This window comes from Nitrospirota bacterium (assembly GCA_040757595.1).
GTDB lineage: Bacteria > Nitrospirota > Nitrospiria > Nitrospirales > Nitrospiraceae > JBFLWP01.
The window spans coordinates 1-21871 of the sequence record JBFLWP010000016.1 but is presented as its reverse complement, the minus strand read 5'-3'; the positions used below and the strand labels follow the sequence as shown (position 1 = coordinate 21871).

Below are 21871 nucleotides of genomic sequence, written 5' to 3'. Positions count from 1 at the left end.
GTTCACCACTTCGGCTTCGCCCAGGCCACGTCGTCGCGCCACCGGATCACCGCGTCCGCGGGCAATCCGGGCGTCAGCCGGTGCTGCGGGTTTTCGGTGAGATAGAGCTTCACCGCATAGACGAGCTTCACCCGCTCGTCCGGGGTCTGGACTTCCTTCGGCGTGAACTCGGCCCGCGAGGCGATGTATTTGACCGTCGCCTCGAAGGGCTGGTCCGGAAACGCATCCGTGTAGATGCGGGCCGGCAATCCCAGGCGAAGCTTGCCGATCTGCACCTCGGGGACGTAGACCTTGAGGTAGAGCCGGTCCAGGTCCACGAGCTCGAGCAGCGGGGCGCCGGTCGCGACGACTTCCCCCACGTCCACGAAGCGGGTCGTCACCGTCCCGTCGGTCGGCGCGACGAGGGTCAGGTCGGCCAGCACGCTGTCCGCTTCGTTCAGGGCCGCCTCCGCCTGGTCGCGCTGGCGCTCCAGTGCCGCCACCTCGCTTTCCTTCGCGTGAATCCTCTTCCAGCCCAGCTCCGCCTGCGCCAATTCCTTCCTCGACTGAAGCAACGCGGCCTTGGCCGCCTTCAGGTCGTTCTTGGCCACGGTCCATCGGGCCTCGGCCTGGTCGTGCTGCTGCTGCGACACGGCCTGCTCGGCCACCAGCGGACGGATCCGCTCCGCGTCGCGACGCGCTTCGTACTCCACCGCCTCGGCCTTGGCCACGGCCGCACGGGCGCTGGTGACCCGCTCGTCCGCGGCCTCGATGGCCAGCGGCACCTCCAGATTCAACACGGCGAGCGAGGTGTGGGCCGCCTGGACCTGCGCTTCAACGGTCTCGAACGCCCGCCGGGCCTGCTCGACCTTGGCCCTCGTCTGGACGTCGTCGATCTGAATCAGAACCTGCCGCGCTTTGACGACGTCGCCCTCGCGGGCGAGCAGGGCCTGAACCCGTCCCGGGAACTTGCTGGCAATGGTGACATGATCGCCCTCGATCCGCCCGTTGGCCTGGATCAGGCCGTCGGGCAGCCGCTGGTTGCGGAGCCACTCCGTCATGGCGGCGAATCCGCCGATCGCGACGGCGGCAGCCAAGGCCAAGCCGATGACCCGCTCTTTCCGTTGCACCTGAAACATCGCGCCCCGCTCGGTCGCTCGGAGGGTCGGCGGACAACGACCCTCATCCTTGCGGATTCGATGGAAAGTAGCAAGGCACGGGCCACCGACGAACGCCGGCGTTATCGGGATTTATGAAGGAAAGCCGTCGGTTAGAGAAGACCCTCAACCGTTTTCAGATGGCATCTTGCTACAACTGGGGGAGGGACGTTGGAGCGGAACGCTACAGATGAGAAAAACTTGGATTCCAGGTAGGATTTGAGCGCGACTGCGTTGTTGTGCGCCCGGTCCTTGGCTCCGAAGAGGAGCGTGATCGGGCCCTTCCTGGCCGCCTCCAGGATCGGCTGCCAGGTCTCCGGCTTGCCGTCCAGCTCGGCCGAGTAGCGGCGCCGGAACTCAACCCACTTCTCCGGATCGTGGGAAAACCAGCGACGCAGCCCGTCGCTCGGAGCCGCCTCCTTCAGCCAGCCGTCGAGCTTGAGGGCGGTCTTCGTGAGCCCGCGCGGCCAGAGGCGATCCACCAGAAAGCGTGCTCCGTCCTTGGAGCTCGCCGGCTCGTAGGCCCGCTTCACCCGAATGGTCCCGGATTGCGCACGGCGTTTCATCGTCACCTCGGCAAAGCCGCTCAGAAGTGTAAATCGGCGAGCGGCACGTCCGCCCTCGCCCAAGCCTCCTCGAAGCGCCGCTGCGTCTCGACCGCCTCGGCCTTGCCCTGTTGTTTCTGGCTCTGGGCGAGGCCGTAAAGCGACCAGCCGTTGCGGGGATGGCGGCGAAGCGACTCACGGAAGGCCTCCTCGGCCTCCCCTGGACGTCCCAGCCGCAGCAGCGCCATCCCCAAATCCTGACGAACCGGATAGTACCAGTAGGGGGGCTCCATGTAGGGCAGCCGATCCTGGATCTGAACCGCGTCCCGATAGTGGCGGAGCATCTCGTCGGAGCGGCCTCCGCGGTCGGCGATCTCGGCCGCCAGCAGGTGCCCGGCCAGGGCGACGAGGTCGGCGGCCGGGACCGACGGAGTCTCCGCGCCGGCCTTCCGTTTCAGGCCGGCGGCCAGCCGGTCCAACTGTCGAGCTTCCCGGCCCGCTTCCTTGAGCCGGCCCCCTGCCGCGAGCGCCAGCCCGCGCGCGTAGTGCCACATGGCCCGGTGGTAGCGGTGCGCGGCGGGCGGCTTGGGCTCGGCCAGGATCTCGTCCCACCGGCCGAACCGCGCCAGCGTGAAGAGCGGGATCGGCAGGAAGTGCTCCGCCTCCGGGTGGGCTTTGAGCCGCCCAGGCGTGACCTCCCGCGCGAGCTTCCTGGCCGCCTCCAGCGCGACATGGCTTCGCCCTTCGAACAGCGCCGCCTGCCAGAGGAAGTGGATGTTGTGCAAATAGTAGCCGGCTGCGTAGAGGCCTTCGGCATGACTGTGATCGCTGTGGGCGAAGTAGGCCTCGTCGGCAGCGGCCGCCTTGGCGTTGGCCACCTCCGCGTCAGAGTACCGGCCGATCCGCAGGTAGATGTGGGCGGGCATGTGGACCAGGTGTCCGGCTCCGGGCACGAGCGGACCCAGCCGGTCCGCTGCCGCCTCGGCCCGTTCCGGGGTCGGGGAGGCCTCCATCGCGTGGATGTAGAGGTGCAGGGCGAAGGGATGCTCGGGAGCCCGGGCCAGCACGGACTCCAGGGTTGCGACCAATTCCTCCGTGACCGGCCCCGGCTGCCCGTCCTCGGTCCAGTAGTGCCAGGGCGTCGTGTCCATCAGGGATTCGGCGAAGAGCGTCGCCGCGTCCACGTCGTCCGGGAAACGATGGGCCAGGTCCCGCATCGCGTCGGCATAGGCAAGATCCAGGGCCTTGCGGTCGGACGGAGGCTTGGCGGCGTAACGGACGGCGAGCGCCCGGACGTAGGCCTGCTCCGCCTCGGTCGCCCGGTCGGCCTTCTTCAGCGCAAGCCGGATCGCCTTGTAGGCCTCGCGGGCGCCCTTCCGGTCCATGTCGCTGTTGATGTTGGGGCCGAGGGCGTAGGCGACGCCCCAGTGGCACATGGCACAGTCCGGGTCGAGCCGGATCGCTTCGCGGAACGAGCGGATCGCCTCCGCATGGTTGAAGGCGAAGGAGAGGACCATGCCCTGGTCGAAATACCGCTGGACCTGCGGCGATCCGGTCGAGATCGCATGGTGGTAGGAGCCGAGGTTGTCGAAGAGGGGAGCTGAGTTCTCGGCCGCCCAGGCCGCCGATGGAGCAGCGATGAAGAGCGGCAGGCAGAGCAACGGGCTGAGCAGGTCACGGGACGTCATGGCTTCCCCCTTGCCGGTCGAAGCCTAGCAAGGTTCCCCGCGGCACGGCAACACCGGTGATCCCGTCAAGACTGGCCGGCCGCCGGCCGGCGCTCCTCCACCCAGCGGTAGAGGGCCGGGAGGACGAGGAGGGTCAGGGCGGTGGAGGTGACCAGTCCGCCGATCGTCACCGTCGCCAGGGGCCGCTGGACCTCGGCGCCGGTTCCCTGGGCCAGAAGCAGGGGCAGCAGGCCGAGCAGGGTCGTCAGCATCGTCATCAGGACCGGGCGCAGCCGGAGGGAGCAGCCGGTCACGATCGCCTCGTCGAGCGCCATCCCTCGTTCTTGTCCCGGCCCCGGCTCGCGGAGCTGGGTGATCGTGGAGACGAGCAGGATGCCGTTGCCGACCGCGACCCCGAAGAGGCTGATGAAGCCGATCGAGGCCGGGACGCTCAGGTACTGGCCGCTGACCCAGAGGGCCGCCACCCCGCCGATCAGGGCGAAGGGCAGGTTGAGGAGCATCAGGAGCGCGTAGCGGACCGAATGGAAGGAGAGGAAGAGGAGGAAGAAGATCAAGCCGACCGAGAGCGGCACGATGATCTGGAGCCGGGCCATGGCCCGCTCCATGTTCTCGAAGGCGCCGCCCCAGACGACCGTGTAGCCCTGCGGCAGGTGAAGCTGCGCGGCCAGCTTCTGGCGGCCCTCCTCCACGACGCCCCCGATGTCGCGGCCCACCACGTTGAACCCCACGTAGATCCGGCGGCGCACCTGCTCGCGGCTGATCCGCGCCGGCCCCTCGCGCCACTCGATCGCGGCGAGCTCGCTCAACGGGATCGGCGCGCCCGAGGAGGACCGGACCAGGATGTCCCCGATCGCCCGCGCGCTGTTCCGGTACTCCACGGGGAAGCGCAGGAAGAGCTGGAACCGGCGCTCGCCCTCGTACACGGTGGTGGCCGGCTTGCCGCCGATCGCGGTCGTGACGATCTCCTGGATGTCCGCCACGTTGATCCCGTGGCGGGCGATCTTGTGCCGGTCAATGTCCACGGTCAGGTAGGGCTGGCCGGCGATCTGCTCGACCTTCAGGTCCTTGACGCCCCGCACGGTCTGCATGATCTCGGCGATCTCGTCGGCCTTGGCCTTGAGCGTATCCAGATCGTCGCCGTAGAGCTTGATCGCGCACTCGGTCCGGATGCCGGAGATCAGCTCGTCCACCCGCTCCTGGATCGGCTGGCTCATCAGGATCGAGATGCCCGGAACGTCGGCCAGCCGCCGCCGGATCGCGTCCACCAGGCCGGCCTTCGTCTGGGCGGTGGTCCAAGTGTCCCTCGGCCGCAGCGTCACGACCGGGTCGCTCTCGTTGGGCTCCTCCGGGCTGTAGGCGATCTCGGAGCGGCCGATCTTCCCGACCGCCGTCCGCACCTCGGGGAACTCCAGCATGGCCTTCTGCACGCGCTTTTCCATCTCGATGGACTCGGCCAGGGAGACGCTGGGCAGCCGGATGACCTGGGGCGTGAGCGCCCCCTCGTCGAGGATCGGGATGAACTCCCGGCCCAGGAAGGGGGTCAGCGCGACGGTGCCGATCAGGAGGAGGGCGGAGCCGGTTACCACGAGCCCGCGCCGCTCCAGCGCCCGGCTGAGGACGGGTGCGTAGAGCCGCCTGGCCCAGCGGGCCGCCACGGTCTCCTGGTCCGTCCCGCGCCCGCTCAGCAGCAGCGAGGAGAGCACGGGGGAGAGGGTCAGGGTCAGGGCCAGGGACACCAGCAGCGCGATGACCATCGTGTAGGCCAGCGGGGCGAACATCTTCCCCTCCATCCCGTAGAGGGTCATGATCGGCAGATACACGATGCAGATGATGAGGACGCCGAAGACCGTGGGGCGGCCCACCTCCTTCGCGGCCTGCAGCACCACGTGCAGCCGGCTCCGCGAGGCGTCGTGGGGCTGCGAGAGGTGCCGGTGGATGTTCTCGACCATCACGATCGAGGCGTCGGCGATCTCCCCGATCGCGATGGCCAGCCCGCCGAGCGACATCAGGTTGGCCGAGAGCCCGACCCGGCCCATGACGAGGAACGTGACGAGCGGGGTCAGGCAGAGGGTCGCCATGACCACGATCGCGCTCCGGACGTTCCCGATCAGGACGAACAGGATCAGCGTGACGAGCCCGACCCCCTCGAGCACCGCCCCGGAGACGGTCTCCACCGCCGCGTTCACGAGGTCGCTCCGGTCGTAGAAGGGGACGATCCGCAGCCCGTCCGGCAGGAGGCCGTCCCGGTGGATCGCCTCGACCCGGTCCTTCACCCGCTCGACCACCTCGCGCGCGTTGGCGCCCCGGAGCATGAGCACGATCCCGGCCATCACCTCCCGCTCGCCGTTCAGGATCGCGGCCCCGTGCCGGACCGCGTGGCCGATCCGGACCTCGGCCACGTCGCGGACGAACACGGGCGTGCCGGCCTCCGCCTTGACGACGATGTTCTCGATGTCCTCGACCGTGCGGATCAGCCCCACGCCCCGCACGATCGCCCGCTCCGCGTGCCGCTCGAGCACGTTGCCGCCCGCGTTCGCGTTGTTCCGGGCCACCGCATCGAAGATCTCGTGCAGGGTCAGGTTGTATTTCCTGAGCCTGGAGGGATGGACGAGCACCTGGTACTGCTTGACGAAGCCGCCCAGCGAGTCCACGTCGATCACGCCGGGCACGCTCTTGAGGGCCGGGCGGATGACCCAGTCCTGCACCGTCCGCATGGTCATCAGCCGGCTCTCGGGGGACGCCCCGTCGGCGGACGGCTCCGGTCCGGCGAGGTAGTATTGGTAGATCTCCCCGAGCCCGGTCATGACCGGCGCCATGACCGGCTCGACGCCTTCCGGCAGGCGGCCCTTGGCCTCGGCCAGCCGCTCCAGCACGAGCTGGCGGGCCCGGTAGATGTCCGTCTGGTCGTCGAAGACCACCGTGACCTGCGAGAGGGCGAACTTGGAGATGGACCGGATCTCCGTCAGGCGGGGCAGGCCCGTCATCTGGAGCTCCAGCGGGAACGTGATGAACCGTTCCACTTCCACGGGCGAGAGGCCGGGGGCCTCGGTCAGGATCTGCACCTGGATGTTCGTGACGTCGGGAAAGGCGTCGATGGGGAGGGCCCGGTAGGCGTAGACCCCGCCGACGGCCAGGAGGCAGGCCGTGGCGGCCACGAGGAGGCGCTGGCGCAGGGAGAAGGCGAGAATCGCCGCGATCATCGCGTCGGCTCGATCTTGTACTTTTCCGCCTCGGACTTGAGCGCGAAGGCGCCGGCCGTCACCACCTGCTCACCCTCCCGCAGCCCGTCCAGGACCTTGACCAGCTCCGCGCTCTCTTCGCCCAGCTTCACGGCCCGCGCCTCGAACTGGCCGGGCCCGGCCAGCACGAAGACCATCGGCGCGCCCGCGTCCCGCAGGACGGCCGAGAGGGGGACGGCCAGCGCCTGGCGCTCCGGCTCCCCGTAGACCCGGACCGTGGCGAACATCTCGGGCTTGAGCCGCCCGTCCGGATTGGGGACGGTGACCCGGAGCTTCATCGTGCGGGTCGCCGGGTCCAGCACGTCCCCCACGTAGGTGATCTTGCCGTGAAACACCTCGTTCGGGTAGGCGGCGAGCCGGACGTCCACCACGTGGCTGGACTTGATGAACCGCACGTCCTTCTCGGGGACGTTGGCGATGACCCAGACGTCGGAAAGATCGGCCAGCGTGAACAGCTCGTCGGTGGTCTCCATGACTTCCCCGCGGGCGACGTTGCGCTTGATGATCCGTCCCGCGAAGGGGGCCTTGATCGAAACCGTGGACCGGATCGTCTGTTCCTTCTCCAGGCGGGCGATCTCCTCCTCGTTCACGCCCAGCACGCCCAGGCGGTTGCGCGATTCGCGGGCCTCCGACCTGGCGCCGAGGGCCTCCGCCTCCTTGCGCTGGAACTCGGCCAGGCTGATCGCCTTGTCGTGCAGGAGGTCCCGGGCCCGCTCGTAGGCCCGCTCGGCCTCGTGCAGCTTGGCCAGGTCCTTGAGGTAATCGGCCTCCGCGAGCCCCAGCTCGCTGCTGTCCAGCCGGGCGAGCTCGGTCCCCTTCTTCACGTCCTGCCCGAAGTCCACGTAGACCTCCACGACCCGCCCGCGCACCAGGGTCGTGACCTCGGCCAGCTCGTTCTGGTTGGGCTGGACCGTGGCGGGAAAGTCCCGGTGCTGGCGGAACTCGCCGCGCCGGATCGGCTGGACCGCGACCCCTGCGGCGGCCGCCGCCTCCGGCTTGAGCCGCACGACGCCGGGGCGGGCCGCGTCGGTCGGGGGCTTGGCGTCCCGGGGCTCTTCACCCTCTCTGGTGCAGCCCATCGGGCCGAGGAAGGAGAGGGCCAGAGCCCCCAGACAGAGCAGGGTCAACGGACCCCTGCCCCGTCGCCCGGCCTTCCAGACTTCCATCGCCAGCAGGGGCAGGAGGCCGAGCCCGAAAGCGAATAGCCAATGTTCCGGGTTGAACGGGGCGACCTTGAAGACCTCCCGGCTCCAGGCCGTGGAAATGATCGCGGTCTGCAACAGCGTCGAGCCGCCGACCGCCCAGAGGAGATGGGGGTTCGTCCGCCAGCCGATCGAGACGAGCGAATGGCGGTCACTCCGGCAGTTGAACGAGTGGAAGAGTTGCGCCATCACCAGCACGGTGAAGGTCACGGTCCTGGCCCGGTCCAGGTTCTGGTCCATCCCATAGAGACAGTAGGCGAAAGCCGCGATCGTGACAAGGGCCATGAACGATCCCTGGGCGAACATGAGCGCGACCCGCTCCCGCTCCAGGAACCGGGCCTTGGGCCGGCGCGGCGGCCGCCGCATGAGGTCGGGATCGGCCGGGTCCACGGCCAGGGCCAGGGCGGGCAGGCCGTCCGTGACCAGGTTGATCCAGAGGATCTGGACGGGCAGGAGTGGCAGGGGCAGGTCGAGCAGCGCGGCCAGGAGCATGACGAGCACTTCGCTCAGGTTGCAGGAGAGCAGGTAGTGGACGGACTTCCGGATGTTGTCGTAGATGGTCCGGCCCTCCTCCACCGCCGCCTCGATCGAGGCGAAGTTGTCGTCCGTCACGACCATGTCCGAGGCTTCCTTGGTCACGTCCGTGCCGGTCAACCCCATGGCGACCCCGACGTGGGCCTCCTTCACGGCAGGGGCGTCGTTGACCCCGTCGCCGGTCATGGCCGCAATCGCCCCGCGCGCCTTCCAGGCCCGGACGATGCGGAGCTTGTGCTCGGCCGAGACGCGGGCGTAGACGGCGATCCGCTCGACCTGCTCCGCCAGCGCCTCGTCCGTCAGGTCGTCCAGCTCGGTCCCGGAGAGGGCCGGGGCCGGCTCGCCCGGCAGACGGTCCCGGCCGTCCAGGAGACCCAGCTCGCGGGCGATGGCGATCGCCGTCTCCTTATGGTCGCCCGTGATCATGACGGTCTTGATGCCGGCCTCACGGGCGGCCTGCACCGCCCGGAGGGCCTCCGGGCGCAGCGGGTCCTTCATGGCCGCCAGTCCCAGAAAGATCAGCTCGCGCTCCAATTCGTCGGCCCGGAATTCCGTCGGGGCCCTGTCCAACGGGCGCCGCGCCGCCCCCAACACCCGCAGGGCCTCCTGCGCGAAGGTCCCGTTCGCCTCCAGGATCTGCTTTCTGACGGCGTCGCCCAAGGGCTCGATCCGCCCCTCCTCCGTGAGATGGTGGGTGCAGCGCAGGAGCAGGACGTCGGGCGCTCCTTTGACGTAGGCGACCGGGCCGCCACGGCTTTGCCGGACCATCGTCATCAGCTTCCGCTCCGGATCGAAGGGCGCCTCCCCGAGCAGGGGCTGGTCCGCCTCAAGCGGCTCCTTCCACAGGCCCAGCTTGGCCGCCGCGACCAGCAGAGCGCCCTCCGTCGGATCGCCCACGATGCGCCACGCGCCCTCCTCTTCCCTGAGCGAGGCGCCGTTGCAGAGGGCGAAGGCGCTGAGCAGTTCGCGCAGACTCGAATGGGTGATGGGTGATGGGTGATGGGTGACGGGTGATGGCTCATGGCCCGCTTGCCATTGACCATTAACCATTGACCATTGACGTATTTCTCCTGTGGGGGCATAGCCCTCGCCGGTCACCTCGAAGAGCCGCCCGGGCAGGAAGAGCCTCGTCACGGTCATCTCGTTCTTGGTCAACGTGCCGGTCTTGTCCGTGCAGATCACCGTGGTCGAGCCCAAGGTCTCGACGGCGGGCAGCCGGCGGATGAGGGCGTGGCGCCTGGCCATGCGCGTCACGCCCAGAGCCAGGGTCATCGTGACGATGGCCGGCAGCCCCTCCGGGATCGCGGCGACGGCGAGGCTGACTGCGGTGAGGAACATGCCCACGAGCGGCTCGCCCCGCCAGAGGCCCAGCAGGAAGACGACCGTCACGATGCCCAGGGATAGGAAGAGCAGGAAGTGGCCGAGCTGCCCCAGCCGCTTCTGCAACGGGGTCGGCTCGACCGGCGCCTTCTGCAGCAGGCTGGCGATGCGGCCCAGCTCGGTCCCGGTGCCGGTGGCGACCACGAGCGCCCGGCCCTTGCCGGCCGTGACGCTGGTTCCGAGGAAGAGCAGGTTGGTTCGGTCGGCCAGCGGCAGCCGGTCGCCGGTCAGAGCCCGGGCGGTCTTGTCCACGGGCGTGGACTCGCCGGTCAGTGAGGCTTCATGGGTCCGGAGCGCCGTGGCATAGACCAGCCGGGCGTCGGCCGGCACGTGGTCGCCCGCCTCCACCAGGATCAGGTCGCCGGGAACCAGGTCGCTCGCGGGCACGACGTGCACGGCGCCGTCCCGGATCACGCGGGCGGTCGCGGTCGAGAGCTTCTTGAGCGCCGCCAGCGATCGCTCCGCCTTGTATTCCTGGACGAAGCCGAGCAGGGCGTTGAGCAGCACGATGGCGAGGATGGCCCCGAGGTCCACCCATTCGCCGAGCAGCCCGGACAGAACCGCCGCGCCGATCAGGACCCAGATGATGAGGCTCTCGAACTGCGCCAGGAACAGGCGGAGCGGAGACGCGGGCGGCGCCTCCGGCAGGACGTTGGGCCCCTGCGCGGCGAGCCGCTCGCGGGCGTCGCGGCCGCTCAGCCCCGAGTCCAGGCTCGTGTGCAGCTCGCCGGCCAACGCCTCCGGCGCCGTCGCGTGCCATGGTCCGTTCATCGTTCGGCGTTCCGGATTCGTCGTCGTCTTCATCCCGCCAGCCGGAACAGGACCCAAATCCCCAGAGTGTAGCCCACGATCATGAGCAGGCTGTCCGGCTCGATGAAGAGAAAGCGCTTCTCCGCCCGGTAGATGATCCCCATCAGCCCCACGTTCATCAGGAGAATGCCGAACAGGGCCGTGGCGACGTGCGCGCCCTGTACGGAGCCGAGCAGGGGCCCGGACCGGTAGGCCAGGTCCGCGAAGAAGAACGCGCTCATGTTGAAGGCGTTGCTGCCGAAGAGGTTGCCCACGGCCAGGTCGAAGGCGCCCAGGCGCACGGCGGCCAGCGAGGTGACCAGCTCCGGCAGCGACGTGGTGAGGGCGACCAGCGTCGTGCCGATGAGCGTCGTGCCGATGCCGGTCAGGTCGGCGATCTCCCTGGCCGAGGAGGCCAGGAACGGCGCGGCGGCCAGCAGAGCCAGGGCGGAGGCGGCGAAGCCGACCGCCGCCCGGCGAAGCTCGGCCTTCCGGCCTTCGGTCCGCGCTTCCGCCGCCTCCAGCGCCTCCACGATCCGTTCCTGCTCCCTCCGCCGGCGTTCCACGTCCTCCTGACGAAACACAACCCGCATGCCCAGGACGTAGACGAGGATGAGCAGCGAGCTGTCGAGCCCGATGCCCCAGAGGGCCACGTTGAGCTTCACCGTGACGAACAGGGCGGCGAGGCCGACCAGTGCCATGGCCAGGGAGGCGACCAGCGTATGCCCGAGGGCCGCCTGCTGCCACACGCGCTTCTGGCGATGGACCAGGTCAATGATCCCCAAGGTCAACATGTTGGTCATGACCGCGCCGAAAAGGTCCCCGGCCGCCAGGTTCGGGGCGCCCAGCCAGGCGGCGCTCACGGTGGTGAACACTTCCGGCAGGGAGGTGGCGGCGGCCATGAAGACCACGCCGATCCACAGGCGGCCGAGGCCGGTGAGTTCCGAGATCTCATCGCCGTACTCCGAGAGTTTCGTCCCGGCGAGGACGACGGCGACGGCGCTGAGGAGGAAGACCAACCAGGGCATGGGATGGCATTATCCACGAAGCCGCCCGGACTGGGAAGGGGAACGGGTCACGGGGCGCCTTGGGCAGCCGACGCGGAGGCAAAAGCGACGCGGGGAAAGGGAGACGGGGAGACGCGGCGCTCGCCGTTTCACCCCTTCGCCGTGTCTCTGCGTCGGTTCTCACTCACCGCGCCTCCGTGTCCCCCCCATCCCCGCGTCTGTTCTCTCACCAGAGGCAGTCGGACGATGAAGGTGGTGCCCTGTCCGACCTCGGTCTCGAAGGTCACGGCGCCGCCGAGCGTGGTCAGGTTAGAGCGCACGGTCCAGAGGCCGAGCCCGGTGCCGATGCCGGGCGGCTTCGTTGTGAAGAAGGGCTCGAAGAGCTTGTCCCGGTGCTCCGGCGCGACCCCCGGCCCGTCGTCCTGGATCCTGACTTCAATCCAGTGGTCAATGTCGCTGCGTCGCCCCTTCTCCGTGTCGCCGTGTCCTGCATGATCCGACGCGGGGACGCGGGGACGCGGAGACGCGGTCAGCTTCCCCTTCCCGTGCGCCTCGCGCATGGCCTGGACCGCGTTCACAACGAGGTTCAGGAAGACCTCTTGGAGCAGCCTCGGATCGGACTCAATAGAAGGGAGATCGGGGGTGAGATTGGCCTCCACACTGACCTGATTCGTGAGAAATTCGTGACGCAGAAAGTCCAGGGTTTGCTGGAGGATGGCCTGCACCGCGCAAACCTCCTGTGCCGGAGGGGCCGGCCGCGCCAGGGTCAGGAACCGCTGGATGCTCTGCATCATGCGCTTCGCGGCTTCGTCCATCCTGTCGAGATCGCCCCGAAGGTCGGCATATTCCTTGTTGGCCAGCCGGTCGTTCAGCAGTTGCATGGAACCGGTCAGGACGAACAGGGGGTTCTTGATCTCGTGCGCGATCCCGCCCATCAACTGGCCGAGCAGTGCCATGTGCTCCAACCTCCGGGCGTGGTGCTCGAGCTGTTTAGCCTGCGTGACGTCGGTCATGATGCCCAGGATGCCGGTGATTGTGCCGTTGGAGTCCCGCAAGGGGGCCGTGGACAGGCTGATCGTGATCGACGCTCCGCTCTTCTTCTGCCTGACGAGCTCAATCCCGGTGATAGCCTCGCCCTTCAAGGTCCGGGACCGGAGGGCTAGGTGCTCTTCCATCCGGCCCGGGGGCACGATCGGGAGCGAGCGCCCGATGATTTCGTCGCGCGTCCAGCCGAACATGGCCTCCGCCGCCGGGTTCCACAGGCCCACCCTGCCGTCCGGATTCAGGACGGCGATGGCGAGCGGCGACGAGCTGATGAGCGCGGATAGCCTTGCGTTGGCCTCCTGCAGAGCCGCTTCCGCTTTCTTGCGCTCGGTGATGTCGGTCAGCGAGCCGACGACGGCCACGGTCTTGCCGTCCCGCACGACGGGCGCTTCATGGACTTCTACACAGATCACGCGCCCGTCCTTCGTCTTGAGCTCCAGCTCATAGGGCGGCTGGGCCTGGCCCGTGTCAATGGCCCGCTGGGTCAGCTCGACGCCCTTTTGATTGCAGGGATTGTCAGTGAGAAACTCTGTCCATCTAATGCGGGCCTCCGCCGGATCGTATCCGAGGTAGGTTCGAGCCTGAGGGCTCAGGTAGGTCAGGACATGGTCCGGGGTGTGCGAATAGAACAGGTTCGTGCTGTGCTCGACGATGTCGCGGATTCTCTGCTCGGCTTCCTGCGCGCGGGCGTGCTGTTCCTGCGCCTGGGCCCCCTCGCGACGGAGCCGAGCGCTGGTCCAGAGAAGGAACCCCAAGACGGGGACGAATACCAGGGCGGCTACGAGGGCCAGGACCCTTTGTACCTTGCGGATCGGGGAGAGGACGTCGCGTTCGTCGAGTCGAATGAGGATGCCCCACTTCAGTCCCGGGAACCGGCCATAGCCCTCCGTCTGGGCGTAGCCGGTGAGGACGGGGACGTGGCGACGGAGGTGCATCTCGCTCACGTAGCCGGGCTTGCCTGCCGAGAGGAGTTCCGCGGACGGCAGCCCCAGGTGTTTGAGGTTCAATGATTCCTCTCCCCGCTTGAGGGAATCCACGAACACCTCTCCGGAGCTGGTCAGCAGCTCATATTCGAGGCGACCGTAGTATCCTTTCATAGCCTGGAAGCTGCGGAGGCTCCTGACCGCCGTATCCTCCAGTGCTGCTATTCCGACATGGGCGACCACGGCGCCGGCGAACCGGCCCGGCCGATCGGTGATCGGGGCGGCGATCGAGACGACCCGCGATTTGCCGGCGTCCGGAGAGGACGAGACCTCACCGACATAGACCTGAGCTTCGCCGCTGGCGAATTGGAACCAGGGCTGCCGGCTGCGATCCTTTCCGACACTGGCCGGATCGGTCGAAGCGATGATCGTCCCCGTCGCATCGGCGACGGCAAGCCAGAGATACACGGGATACACCCGCCGTACCGTCTCGAGATAGGCGGTCAAGGCTGAACGGTCGTGCATGTAGGTTTCAGCCGTCCTGGCGAAGATCTGCAAGCCGGTGTATCGTTCGAAGAGTTCGTGGCTGAGTTTGTCTGCGATGTCCGAGGCGGCCAGGGCCAGCCCCTCGCCGGCCGTGCCGATCATCCTGGTTTGGAGGTAGCGCAAAGCGAGAACGCCGCTGAGCACCGCCATGAGACCGATGGCGAGGATCAGCAGAGGCAGGCGCCGGTACAGCTTGTTGCTCTCGGATGATAATGAAGCAGTGGTCATGACAGCTCTGAGTTGGCGGACCGGCTCAGAACCCAATCGAGAGGCCACTGGCACAGAGCAAAAGCCAGGCCTCAAGGATCGCGAAGGATGGCTTGTGAGTTACAAGGGTATCAAGGGCTTACGTATGGCGTACAATTTCGTACACTGACATGCCGTTCCCACGTGTAGAAATTTGGGACCGAGGGGGCCGGGCAACCTGTTTCATTACGCCTCGACATGTACGGACTGGGGGGATCGCTCAATTGCTCGCCGTTGGAAGCGGCCTGAGCCCCGATGCCGGTGACTCAAAACTCATCACGGACGTGGATCGGATGCGTTCTTTGAGAGAGTCTGTTGGTGGGCGGCAGCCAGCGTCTCGGCTTCCTCCGCTGCCTGCCTCAAGTGCCGGGCGATCGTCCGGCAACGTTCGGCGAACTGAGCCGTCTCGGCTTTCGCGTTCACGTCGGGATGCTTCTCATACAGCTTGGCCAGGGTCTCCCACTCATGCGCCTTCTCGTTCAGCTCTCGAGCCTCGTGGGCGTAATGGAGGGCGAGCCCGGCATGGTCCTGCCGCGCGATGAGACGGTCCGGATACATGCCCACGCAGCCCGCTAGCGCGAGCAGGACGGCGCAAGCCGATAGGATGAGGGCAAGTCGAAGAGACGGTGGCATCATTTCATCCATTTGATCCGGGCTTGCTAACATCCTCGTGCCGGCGCCTCCAGCGGCTTATGGCTTGACACCGGGGATCGCGCTGCGGATGTAGGCGACGACGTCGCGGATCTCCTTGTCCGTCAACTTGTCCTCCCATTGGTGCATCTCCGTGAACGTTCTGCCCCGCTGGATCGTCAGCAGCAGCTCGAAATCGTCTTTCACTCGAGAGGAGTAGGCGTGAAAGTCCGCGGGCGGCACGCTGAGCGATCTCGCTGCCGGTCCTTTCCCGTCGAGCGCCTCGCCGTGGCAGCGAAGACAGAGCCGCTCGTAAATCAGACGGCCGTTCTCGGGATTGCCGGCGATCGTCAGGGCCAGACTCCACGAACCGGCCACGAGCAGGACGCCAATCCCCATGACGAGCTTCTGGATTTTCACGAGGCCTCCTCCTTGCCGCATGGTTAGCCCCGTCACCGCGCGAAGAGCATCTTCAGCGCGATCGCGAGCATGGCCAAGCCGAACAGCCGTTCGAGAATGACGTTGGGCAATCCGGTCGCAAGCTTGGCTCCGAAGAAACCGCCCAGGAAGAAGCCGAGGCACACGAGCAGGGCAGCCTCGAAGTTGACGGAGCCGTGTTTGTAATAGGTCCATGCCGCCGGAAGTCCGATCGGCGGCACCATGAGGGCCAAGGTCGTCCCTTGAGCCTGGTGCTGCGAGAAGCCGAACAGCAGGACCAATGCGGGGACGATCACGATCCCTCCTCCTATGCCGATGAGCCCGCTCAGCATGCCCGCCACCAGGCCTACCAATACGTAGAACACATCGTCGCCCATGGACTGTCCCTCCTTTCTCAAGATATTGCGCGTGAGCTGCTAGTGGCGGTGGCCGAAGTGTCCGTCGGAAGGCTCGACGGACTTGGACGGCACGTAGACGTTTCGCAGGGGCGGGGAGTCCCAGATGACCTTGTGCCCTGGGGCCAGGTTGGCCGCCTTCATGAAGTGCTTGTCGCCCTCTTGGAGATTCCCCAGTTTGTACAACGCCAGGCCGAGGTTGTAATGGGCTTCCGCCAGTTCCGGTGACGCCTGGATAGCCGCCTCGAATCGTTGCTTGGCGCGCTCCCATTGGCCTTGATCATAGGCCTGGATTCCTTCGACATTGTATTGAGCCGCGGCAGTTGGTGTGCCCGCCGGGGCGGGGAGAAGCTTCTGGGCCGGCTGTGACGCGCATCCGCTACTGCCCAACAAGGTGACTGCAAGCCCTATGGGCGTCAGTGCTTTCCAGGCCATAGTCCCTTCCTCATCACGCTAAAGTAGATGCCACATTCCACCTTGAATTGCCACGGAAGCCCACGCATCGGTTCAGGGGTGGTCCTCCTTATCTCTCTTTCCACCGTCGCCAGAGGACGTAGATCGGCGGGATCACGATCAAGGTCAGGATCATGGCGGAGAAGACCCCGCCGACCTGCGGGGCCGCCACCCGCTTCATCACGTCCGCGCCCGTACCGGTCGCCAGCATGACCGGCACCAGCCCGAGTACGTCCACCAGCCCGATCATCGCCATCGGCCGGACGCGCTCGACCGCGCCCGCGTGCACGGTCTCGATCAGGTCTTCGATCGTCTTGAGCCCGCCCGCCGCCTGGCGCCGCTTGCAGGCTTCGTCCAGGTAGGCCAGCATGACCGCGCCGGTTTCGGCGGCCGTGCCTACCACGGTGATGATGCCGACCCAGACCGCGATGCTCATGTTGTAGTTCAGCTCGGCCAGGTACCAGACGGCGCCGACGAGGGCCAGGGGCAGGCCCAGCATGACCATCCAGGTCTCGGCCACGGACCGGAACGTGAAATAGAACAGGACGAAGATGATGAGCAGGGTCAGCGGGACCACGAGCTGCAGCCGCTCCCAGGCCCGCTGCATGAACTCGTACTGGCCGGACCAGGCGATCGTGTAGCCGGGCGGCAGCGGCACCTGCGCGCGCACGACCCGCTTGAGGTCGTCCACGTAGCCGCCCACGTCCCGTCCGGCCATGTCGAGGTAGACGTAGCCGGCCAGCATGCCGTTCTCGTCGCGGATCATGGGCGGCCCGCTCACGAACCGGAGCGCCGCCAGTTGCGCCAGCGGCACCTGCGCGCCGGTCGGCGTGTCCACCAGGACCCGCTTGAGCTTTTCCGGATCGTCGCGCAGCTCGCGCAGGTAGCGGACGTTGATCGGGTAGCGCTCGCGCCCCTCGATCGTGGTCGCGATGTTCTCGCCTCCGATGGCCGTTTCGATGATCCGTCCGACGTCCATCAGCTTGAGCCCGTAGCGGGCGATCTCCTCGCGGTTGATGTCGAAGTCGAGAAAATAACCGCCGGAGACCCGCTCCGCGTAGACGCTGCGGGTGCCGGGCACGTCCTTCGCCGCCGCCTCGATGCGCTTGCCGATCTCTTCGATCTGCTTCAAGTCCGGCCCGAAGACCTTGATGCCGACCGGAGTCCGGATGCCGGTCGTCAGCATGTCGATGCGGTTCTTGATCGGCATGGTCCAGGCGTTGGTCACGCCCGGAAACTGCAAGGCCCGGTCCATCTCGTCCACGAGCGCCTCGTGGCTCAGGCCGGGCCGCCACCGGGCCTTCGGCTTCAACGTCACGACCACTTCCATCATGCTGAACGGCGCCGGGTCGGTCGAAGTCTCGGCCCGGCCCGCCTTCCCGAAGACCTGCTCGACTTCGGGAAAGGCGCGGAGCTTCCGGTCCATCGTCTGCAGCAGCCTGGCGGCTTCGGTGACCGAGAGGCCCGGCGGCGTGGTCGGCATGTAGAGGATCGTGCCCTCGTACAGCGGCGGCATGAACTCGGAGCCCAGCCGCTGGTAGGCGGGGACGACGCTCGCCAATAGGGCGACGGCCAGAAGCAGCACGACGAGCCGGTGGCGCAGCGCCGCCCGCAGCACGGGTGAATAGAGGGCCTGCAGGAGCCGGCTGACCGGGTGCCGCTGCTCTGGGAAGATCCGGCCGCGCATGACGGTCGGGAGGGCGGCCGGGATCAGCGTGATCGCCAGCACCGCGCAGGCCGCAATGCCCAGGAAGTTGGTGAAGGCCAGGGGCTTGAACATCCGGCCTTCCTGCGCCTCCAGGACGAAGACCGGCAGGAAGGACACGGCGATCACGAGCAAGGAGGCGAACATGGCCGGCCCGACTTCCCTGGCCGATTCGATGAGCACCTGCGTCCGGTCTCCTTCACGGCCGCCCCGTTCCCATTCCTCCAGGCGCTTGTGAGCGTTGTCCACCATCACGATCGCCGCGTCCACCATGTCCCCGATCGCCACGATGATGCCGCCGAGCGACATGATGTGCAGCCCGACGCCCGTGAAGTAGATCGCGATGAAGGAGATCAGGATGGCCAGCGGCAGGGTCAGGATCGGGAGCAGGGCGGAGCGGAGGTGGAGGAGGAAGCCGATGATCAGCACGCCGGTGACGATCAGCTCCTCGGCGAGGCTCTCGTTGGCCGTCGCGATGGATTCCCGGATCAGGTCGCTCCGGTCGTAGGTGGCGACGACCTTGACGCCCTTCGGCATCGAGGGCTCCATCTCCTTCAGCTTGGCCTTGACCCGCTCGATGACCGTGAGGGCGTTCTCCCCGAACCGCATCACGACGATGCCGCCCGCCACCTCGCCCTGCCCGTCCAGCTCCACCAGCCCGCGCCGCATGTCGGGCCCCAGGCGCACCGTGGCCACGTCGCGCAGCAGGACCGGGGTGCCGTTCTCGCTCACGCCGACCGCGATCTTCTCGATGTCCTCCGCGCGCTTGATGTAGCCCCGCCCGCGGACCACGTACTCGATCCCCGAAAACTCCACGACCCGGCCGCCCACGTCGTTGTTGCTCTGCCGGATCGTCTCGACGATGGACGGGATCGAGAGGCGATAGGCCAGCACCTTGGTCGGGTCCAGGTTGACCTGATACTGGCGCACGAACCCGCCGATGCTGGCGACCTCGGCGACCCCGTCCACGCTGCGGAGCCAGTAGCGGAGGTACCAGTCCTGGAAGCTGCGCAGCGCCGCCAGGTCGTGCTGGCCCGTCTCGTCCACGAGGGCGTATTGGAAGACCCACCCGACGCCGGTGGCGTCCGGTCCGAGCTGCGCCGTCACCCCCTCCGGGAGGCGCCCGGCGAGCTGGTTCAGGTATTCCAGTACCCGGGAGCGGGCCCAGTAGATGTCGGTGCCGTCCTTGAAGAGGACGTAGACGTAGGAGTAGCCGAAGTCCGAGAACCCGCGCACGACGGTGACCTTGGGCGCGGACAGCAGCGCGGTCACGATCGGGTAGGTGATCTGGTCCTCGACGAGGTCCGGGGACCGGCCGGGCCAGGTGGTGTAGACGATCACCTGCGTGTCGGAGATGTCGGGAAGCGCGTCCACCGGGGTCTGCTTGAGCGCCCAGAGGCCGGCGGCGGCGCTGGTGAAGATCAGCAGGAAGACGAGAAAGCGGTTTCTCGCACTGAACTCGATGATTCTTTCAACCATGTTCAAGCCCGTGATGGGTGATCGGTGATGAGTGACGGGTTTGATAGGAACGCCCTTGGTCGTCTTTGCTCATCACAGATCACCCTTCACCCGTCACGGCTTCATCCCCATCCCACCCATGCTCTCGACCACCGCCTTCAGGCGGCTCTCGCTGTCAATCAGGAAGTTGGCGGAGGTCACCACGTGCTCCCCCTCCTTGAGGCCCGCGACGACTTCGTAGTAGCTCTCGGTCTTGACTCCGGACTTGATCAGGCGGGGCTCGAGACGGCCTCCCCCGTGGTGGATGAACACGAGCTGCTTCTGGCCGGACTCGATCACCGCCTCCTGGGGCACGGCCAGCTTCGTGCCCAGGTTCGCCTTCAGCTCCACGTTGGCGTACATGTCCGGTTTGAGCTTCTCCTCCGGGTTGTCCAGCTCGAAGCGAACCTTGGCGGTACGGGTCTTGGGGTCCAGGGTGGGATAGATGAACCCCACGTGGGCGTGCAGCTTCGTCGTCGGGTCGTAGGACAGGGTGACGGTCGCCCCTTGCCCGACCTTGATGAAGGCCAGCTCGTATTCGTAGATGTCGGCGAGAAGCCAGATGCGGGAGAGGTCGGCGATCGTGTAGAGCTCCTCGCCCGGGTCCACGTGCGCGCCGGCCAGCGCCACCTTCTTGATGACGGTGCCGGTGATCGGCGAATGGATCGGGAGCGTCTTGAGCACCTTCCCCGTCTTCTCCAGCTCGCGGATGTGGTCTTCGGTGATGTCCCAGAGCTGGAAGCGGCGGCGCGTGGCTTCCAGGAGCTCCTCGGACCCGCGCGCCACTTCCGGAAACTCGCTCTGGCCGAGCTGCTTCTTGCCCTGCAGGGCCAGCAGGTACTCCTCCTGGGTGGCGACGAGGTCGGGACTGTAGATCGTGAACAGGATCTGGCCCTTCTTGACGTGGTCGCCGGTGGCGCTGACGAGGAGGGTCTCGATCCAGCCGTGGAACTTGATCGTCACCTTGGCCAGGCGCCGTTCGTCCACCGTCACCCGGCCGACGGTGCGGACGGTCTTCTCCAGCGGGCGGCGTGCGACCGGCTCGTATTTCACGCCGATCGTCTGGAGCCGCTCGGGCGCGATCGTAACGATGCCGCCTTCCGGCGTGAGGGCTTCCGTTTCACGTTTCACGTCGGGGACCCGTTGCTCCTCCTTTTGCAACGGGTGAATCTCACGGCTTTTTTCCATCCCCGGCGTCTCCGGCATGCCGGGCATGGAGTCTTTCATGGGGCCGGCCGGCGAAGGCGCCGGTTCCTGCGTCGCCAGCCAGTAGGAGGCGGCGAGGCCCGCCACGAGCAGGGCCGTGAGGCCGACGGCCAGGGCCCGACGCGTCATGGCGACGGCCTCCCCGCCTCCGGCTTGGCGGCCAGCGGCCCGCCCGTGACCGCTTCCAGCCTCGCCACCGCCTTCTCGTGCGCGACCATCTCGCCGTGCAGCTCCAACTGGCTCTCCTGCAAGGTGAGCAGGCTGTTCAGGAGCGTGAGGAAGTCCACCTTGCCGACCGCGTACCCGGTCTGCGCGGACTGGAGAGCCAGGGTGGACTGGGGAATGATGGCGTCCCGCAGGATCGTGATCAGCCGCTCCGCGCGCTGCGTCTGCACGAAGGCGTCTTTCACCTGGAAGAGGATGTCCTGACGGGTGGCAGCCAGGTCTTCCCTGGCGCCGGACAGGGTCGCGAGGGCCTCCTTCACGCCCTGCCGCTGCTTCGTTTCGTAGAAGAGCGGGATCTTGATCCCCAGCATCACCTGATAGCCGTTGTCGTTGATGAGGTCGTTCCTGGTGCCGAGCGCGCTGATGTCGAAGTCGGGGTAGAACTGGCGGCGGGCGAGGGAGACCGCCTGCTCGCTCCGCTCGATCCCCTTGGCGGAGGCCAGCAGCGCGGGCGAGAAGGCGTCGGCCCGCTTGGTCAGCTCCGGCAGGGAGACGGTCAGGATCGGGATCTGGATCTCCTCCGGCGTGCCCAAGGGATCGGCCGGCGGCCGGTTGAGGAGCCGGTTGATCGCGGCGTGCAGGCTCTCCTTCTGCTGCTCCAGCACGGCCAGCCGGTCCAGGACCCGCGAGATCTCCACCTGGGCGCGGAAGACGTCCTGCTGGGCGGCCTGTCCGACGCTGTAGCGGGACTTGGCGGTCTTCTCGAACTGGATCAACAGGGTCTTGTTCCTCTCCACGATCTCGATGCTCTTGTGGACGAAGTGCAGCGTGAAGTACGCCTCTTTCAGAGCGGCGATGAGGCGGAGCCGCGTCGCGCGGTACTCCTGCTCCAACCGTTCCGCCTCCTTCAGGGCGACCTCACCCTTGAGCTGCAGCTTGCCGGGAAACGGGATTTCCTGGCCGAACCCGTACATGGCCCCTTGCAGCGGCTCGACCATGGGCATGCGCTGATACCCGAGCTGGAGCTTGGGGTCCGGGAGGGTCTGCACCTGCGGGACTATGGCCTGGGCCGCCTCCCATCGCTTCCGCGCCGCCTTGATCTC

At 67.3% G+C, this 21871-nt stretch carries 14 protein-coding genes; all 14 read right to left on the bottom strand.

Going from position 1 to position 21871, the window contains the following annotated elements:
* Nucleotides 1-2 precede the first annotated feature (2 nt).
* Nucleotides 3-1118: an efflux RND transporter periplasmic adaptor subunit gene (locus AB1411_13655; protein MEW6544637.1), complete on the bottom strand. Its 1116-nt coding sequence runs from the start codon at nucleotides 1116-1118 to the stop codon at nucleotides 3-5.
* A 131-nt stretch (nucleotides 1119-1249) separates the two neighbouring features.
* Nucleotides 1250-1702: a DUF488 domain-containing protein gene (locus AB1411_13650; GenBank protein ID MEW6544636.1), complete on the bottom strand. Its 453-nt coding sequence runs from the start codon at nucleotides 1700-1702 to the stop codon at nucleotides 1250-1252.
* Nucleotides 1703-1722: 20 nt separating this feature from the next.
* A complete protein-coding gene (locus tag AB1411_13645; GenBank protein ID MEW6544635.1) occupies nucleotides 1723-3369 on the bottom strand; it encodes a tetratricopeptide repeat protein in 1647 nt (548 codons plus the stop codon).
* A 65-nt stretch (nucleotides 3370-3434) separates the two neighbouring features.
* A complete protein-coding gene (locus AB1411_13640; protein MEW6544634.1) occupies nucleotides 3435-6569 on the bottom strand; it encodes a CusA/CzcA family heavy metal efflux RND transporter in 3135 nt (1044 codons plus the stop codon).
* Entirely contained in the window at nucleotides 6566-10495 is a 3930-nt protein-coding gene (locus tag AB1411_13635) for an HAD-IC family P-type ATPase (GenBank protein ID MEW6544633.1), read from the bottom strand. The genes AB1411_13640 and AB1411_13635 overlap by 4 nt, the downstream gene beginning before the upstream one ends.
* Nucleotides 10496-10524: 29 nt before the next feature.
* Nucleotides 10525-11541 (bottom strand): sodium:calcium antiporter, encoded by a 1017-nt coding sequence (locus AB1411_13630; protein ID MEW6544632.1) that lies wholly within the window; start codon nucleotides 11539-11541, stop codon nucleotides 10525-10527.
* A 128-nt stretch (nucleotides 11542-11669) separates the two neighbouring features.
* Nucleotides 11670-14261, bottom strand: coding sequence for a PAS domain S-box protein (locus AB1411_13625; GenBank protein ID MEW6544631.1), 2592 nt, complete (start codon nucleotides 14259-14261; stop codon nucleotides 11670-11672).
* 294 nt (nucleotides 14262-14555) lie between these two features.
* On the bottom strand, nucleotides 14556-14912 hold the full coding sequence (locus AB1411_13620; protein MEW6544630.1) for a hypothetical protein: 357 nt from the start codon (nucleotides 14910-14912) through the stop codon (nucleotides 14556-14558).
* Between the two features lie 57 nt (nucleotides 14913-14969).
* Complete coding sequence (locus AB1411_13615) at nucleotides 14970-15329, bottom strand: cytochrome c (protein MEW6544629.1); 360 nt, start codon at nucleotides 15327-15329, stop codon at nucleotides 14970-14972.
* Nucleotides 15330-15361: 32 nt separating this feature from the next.
* On the bottom strand, nucleotides 15362-15724 hold the full coding sequence (locus tag AB1411_13610; GenBank protein ID MEW6544628.1) for a TSUP family transporter: 363 nt from the start codon (nucleotides 15722-15724) through the stop codon (nucleotides 15362-15364).
* Between the two features lie 39 nt (nucleotides 15725-15763).
* Complete coding sequence (locus AB1411_13605) at nucleotides 15764-16177, bottom strand: tetratricopeptide repeat protein (GenBank protein MEW6544627.1); 414 nt, start codon at nucleotides 16175-16177, stop codon at nucleotides 15764-15766.
* 88 nt (nucleotides 16178-16265) lie between these two features.
* Entirely contained in the window at nucleotides 16266-19379 is a 3114-nt protein-coding gene (locus AB1411_13600) for a CusA/CzcA family heavy metal efflux RND transporter (GenBank protein ID MEW6544626.1), read from the bottom strand.
* Between the two features lie 93 nt (nucleotides 19380-19472).
* Nucleotides 19473-20732 carry an efflux RND transporter periplasmic adaptor subunit gene (locus tag AB1411_13595; GenBank protein ID MEW6544625.1) on the bottom strand — a complete coding sequence of 420 codons (1260 nt, stop codon included), beginning with the start codon at nucleotides 20730-20732 and terminating at the stop codon, nucleotides 19473-19475.
* Nucleotides 20729-21871: TolC family protein (locus AB1411_13590; protein ID MEW6544624.1), on the bottom strand; the 1143-nt coding region annotated here is incomplete at its 5' end. The genes AB1411_13595 and AB1411_13590, both read right to left, overlap by 4 nt.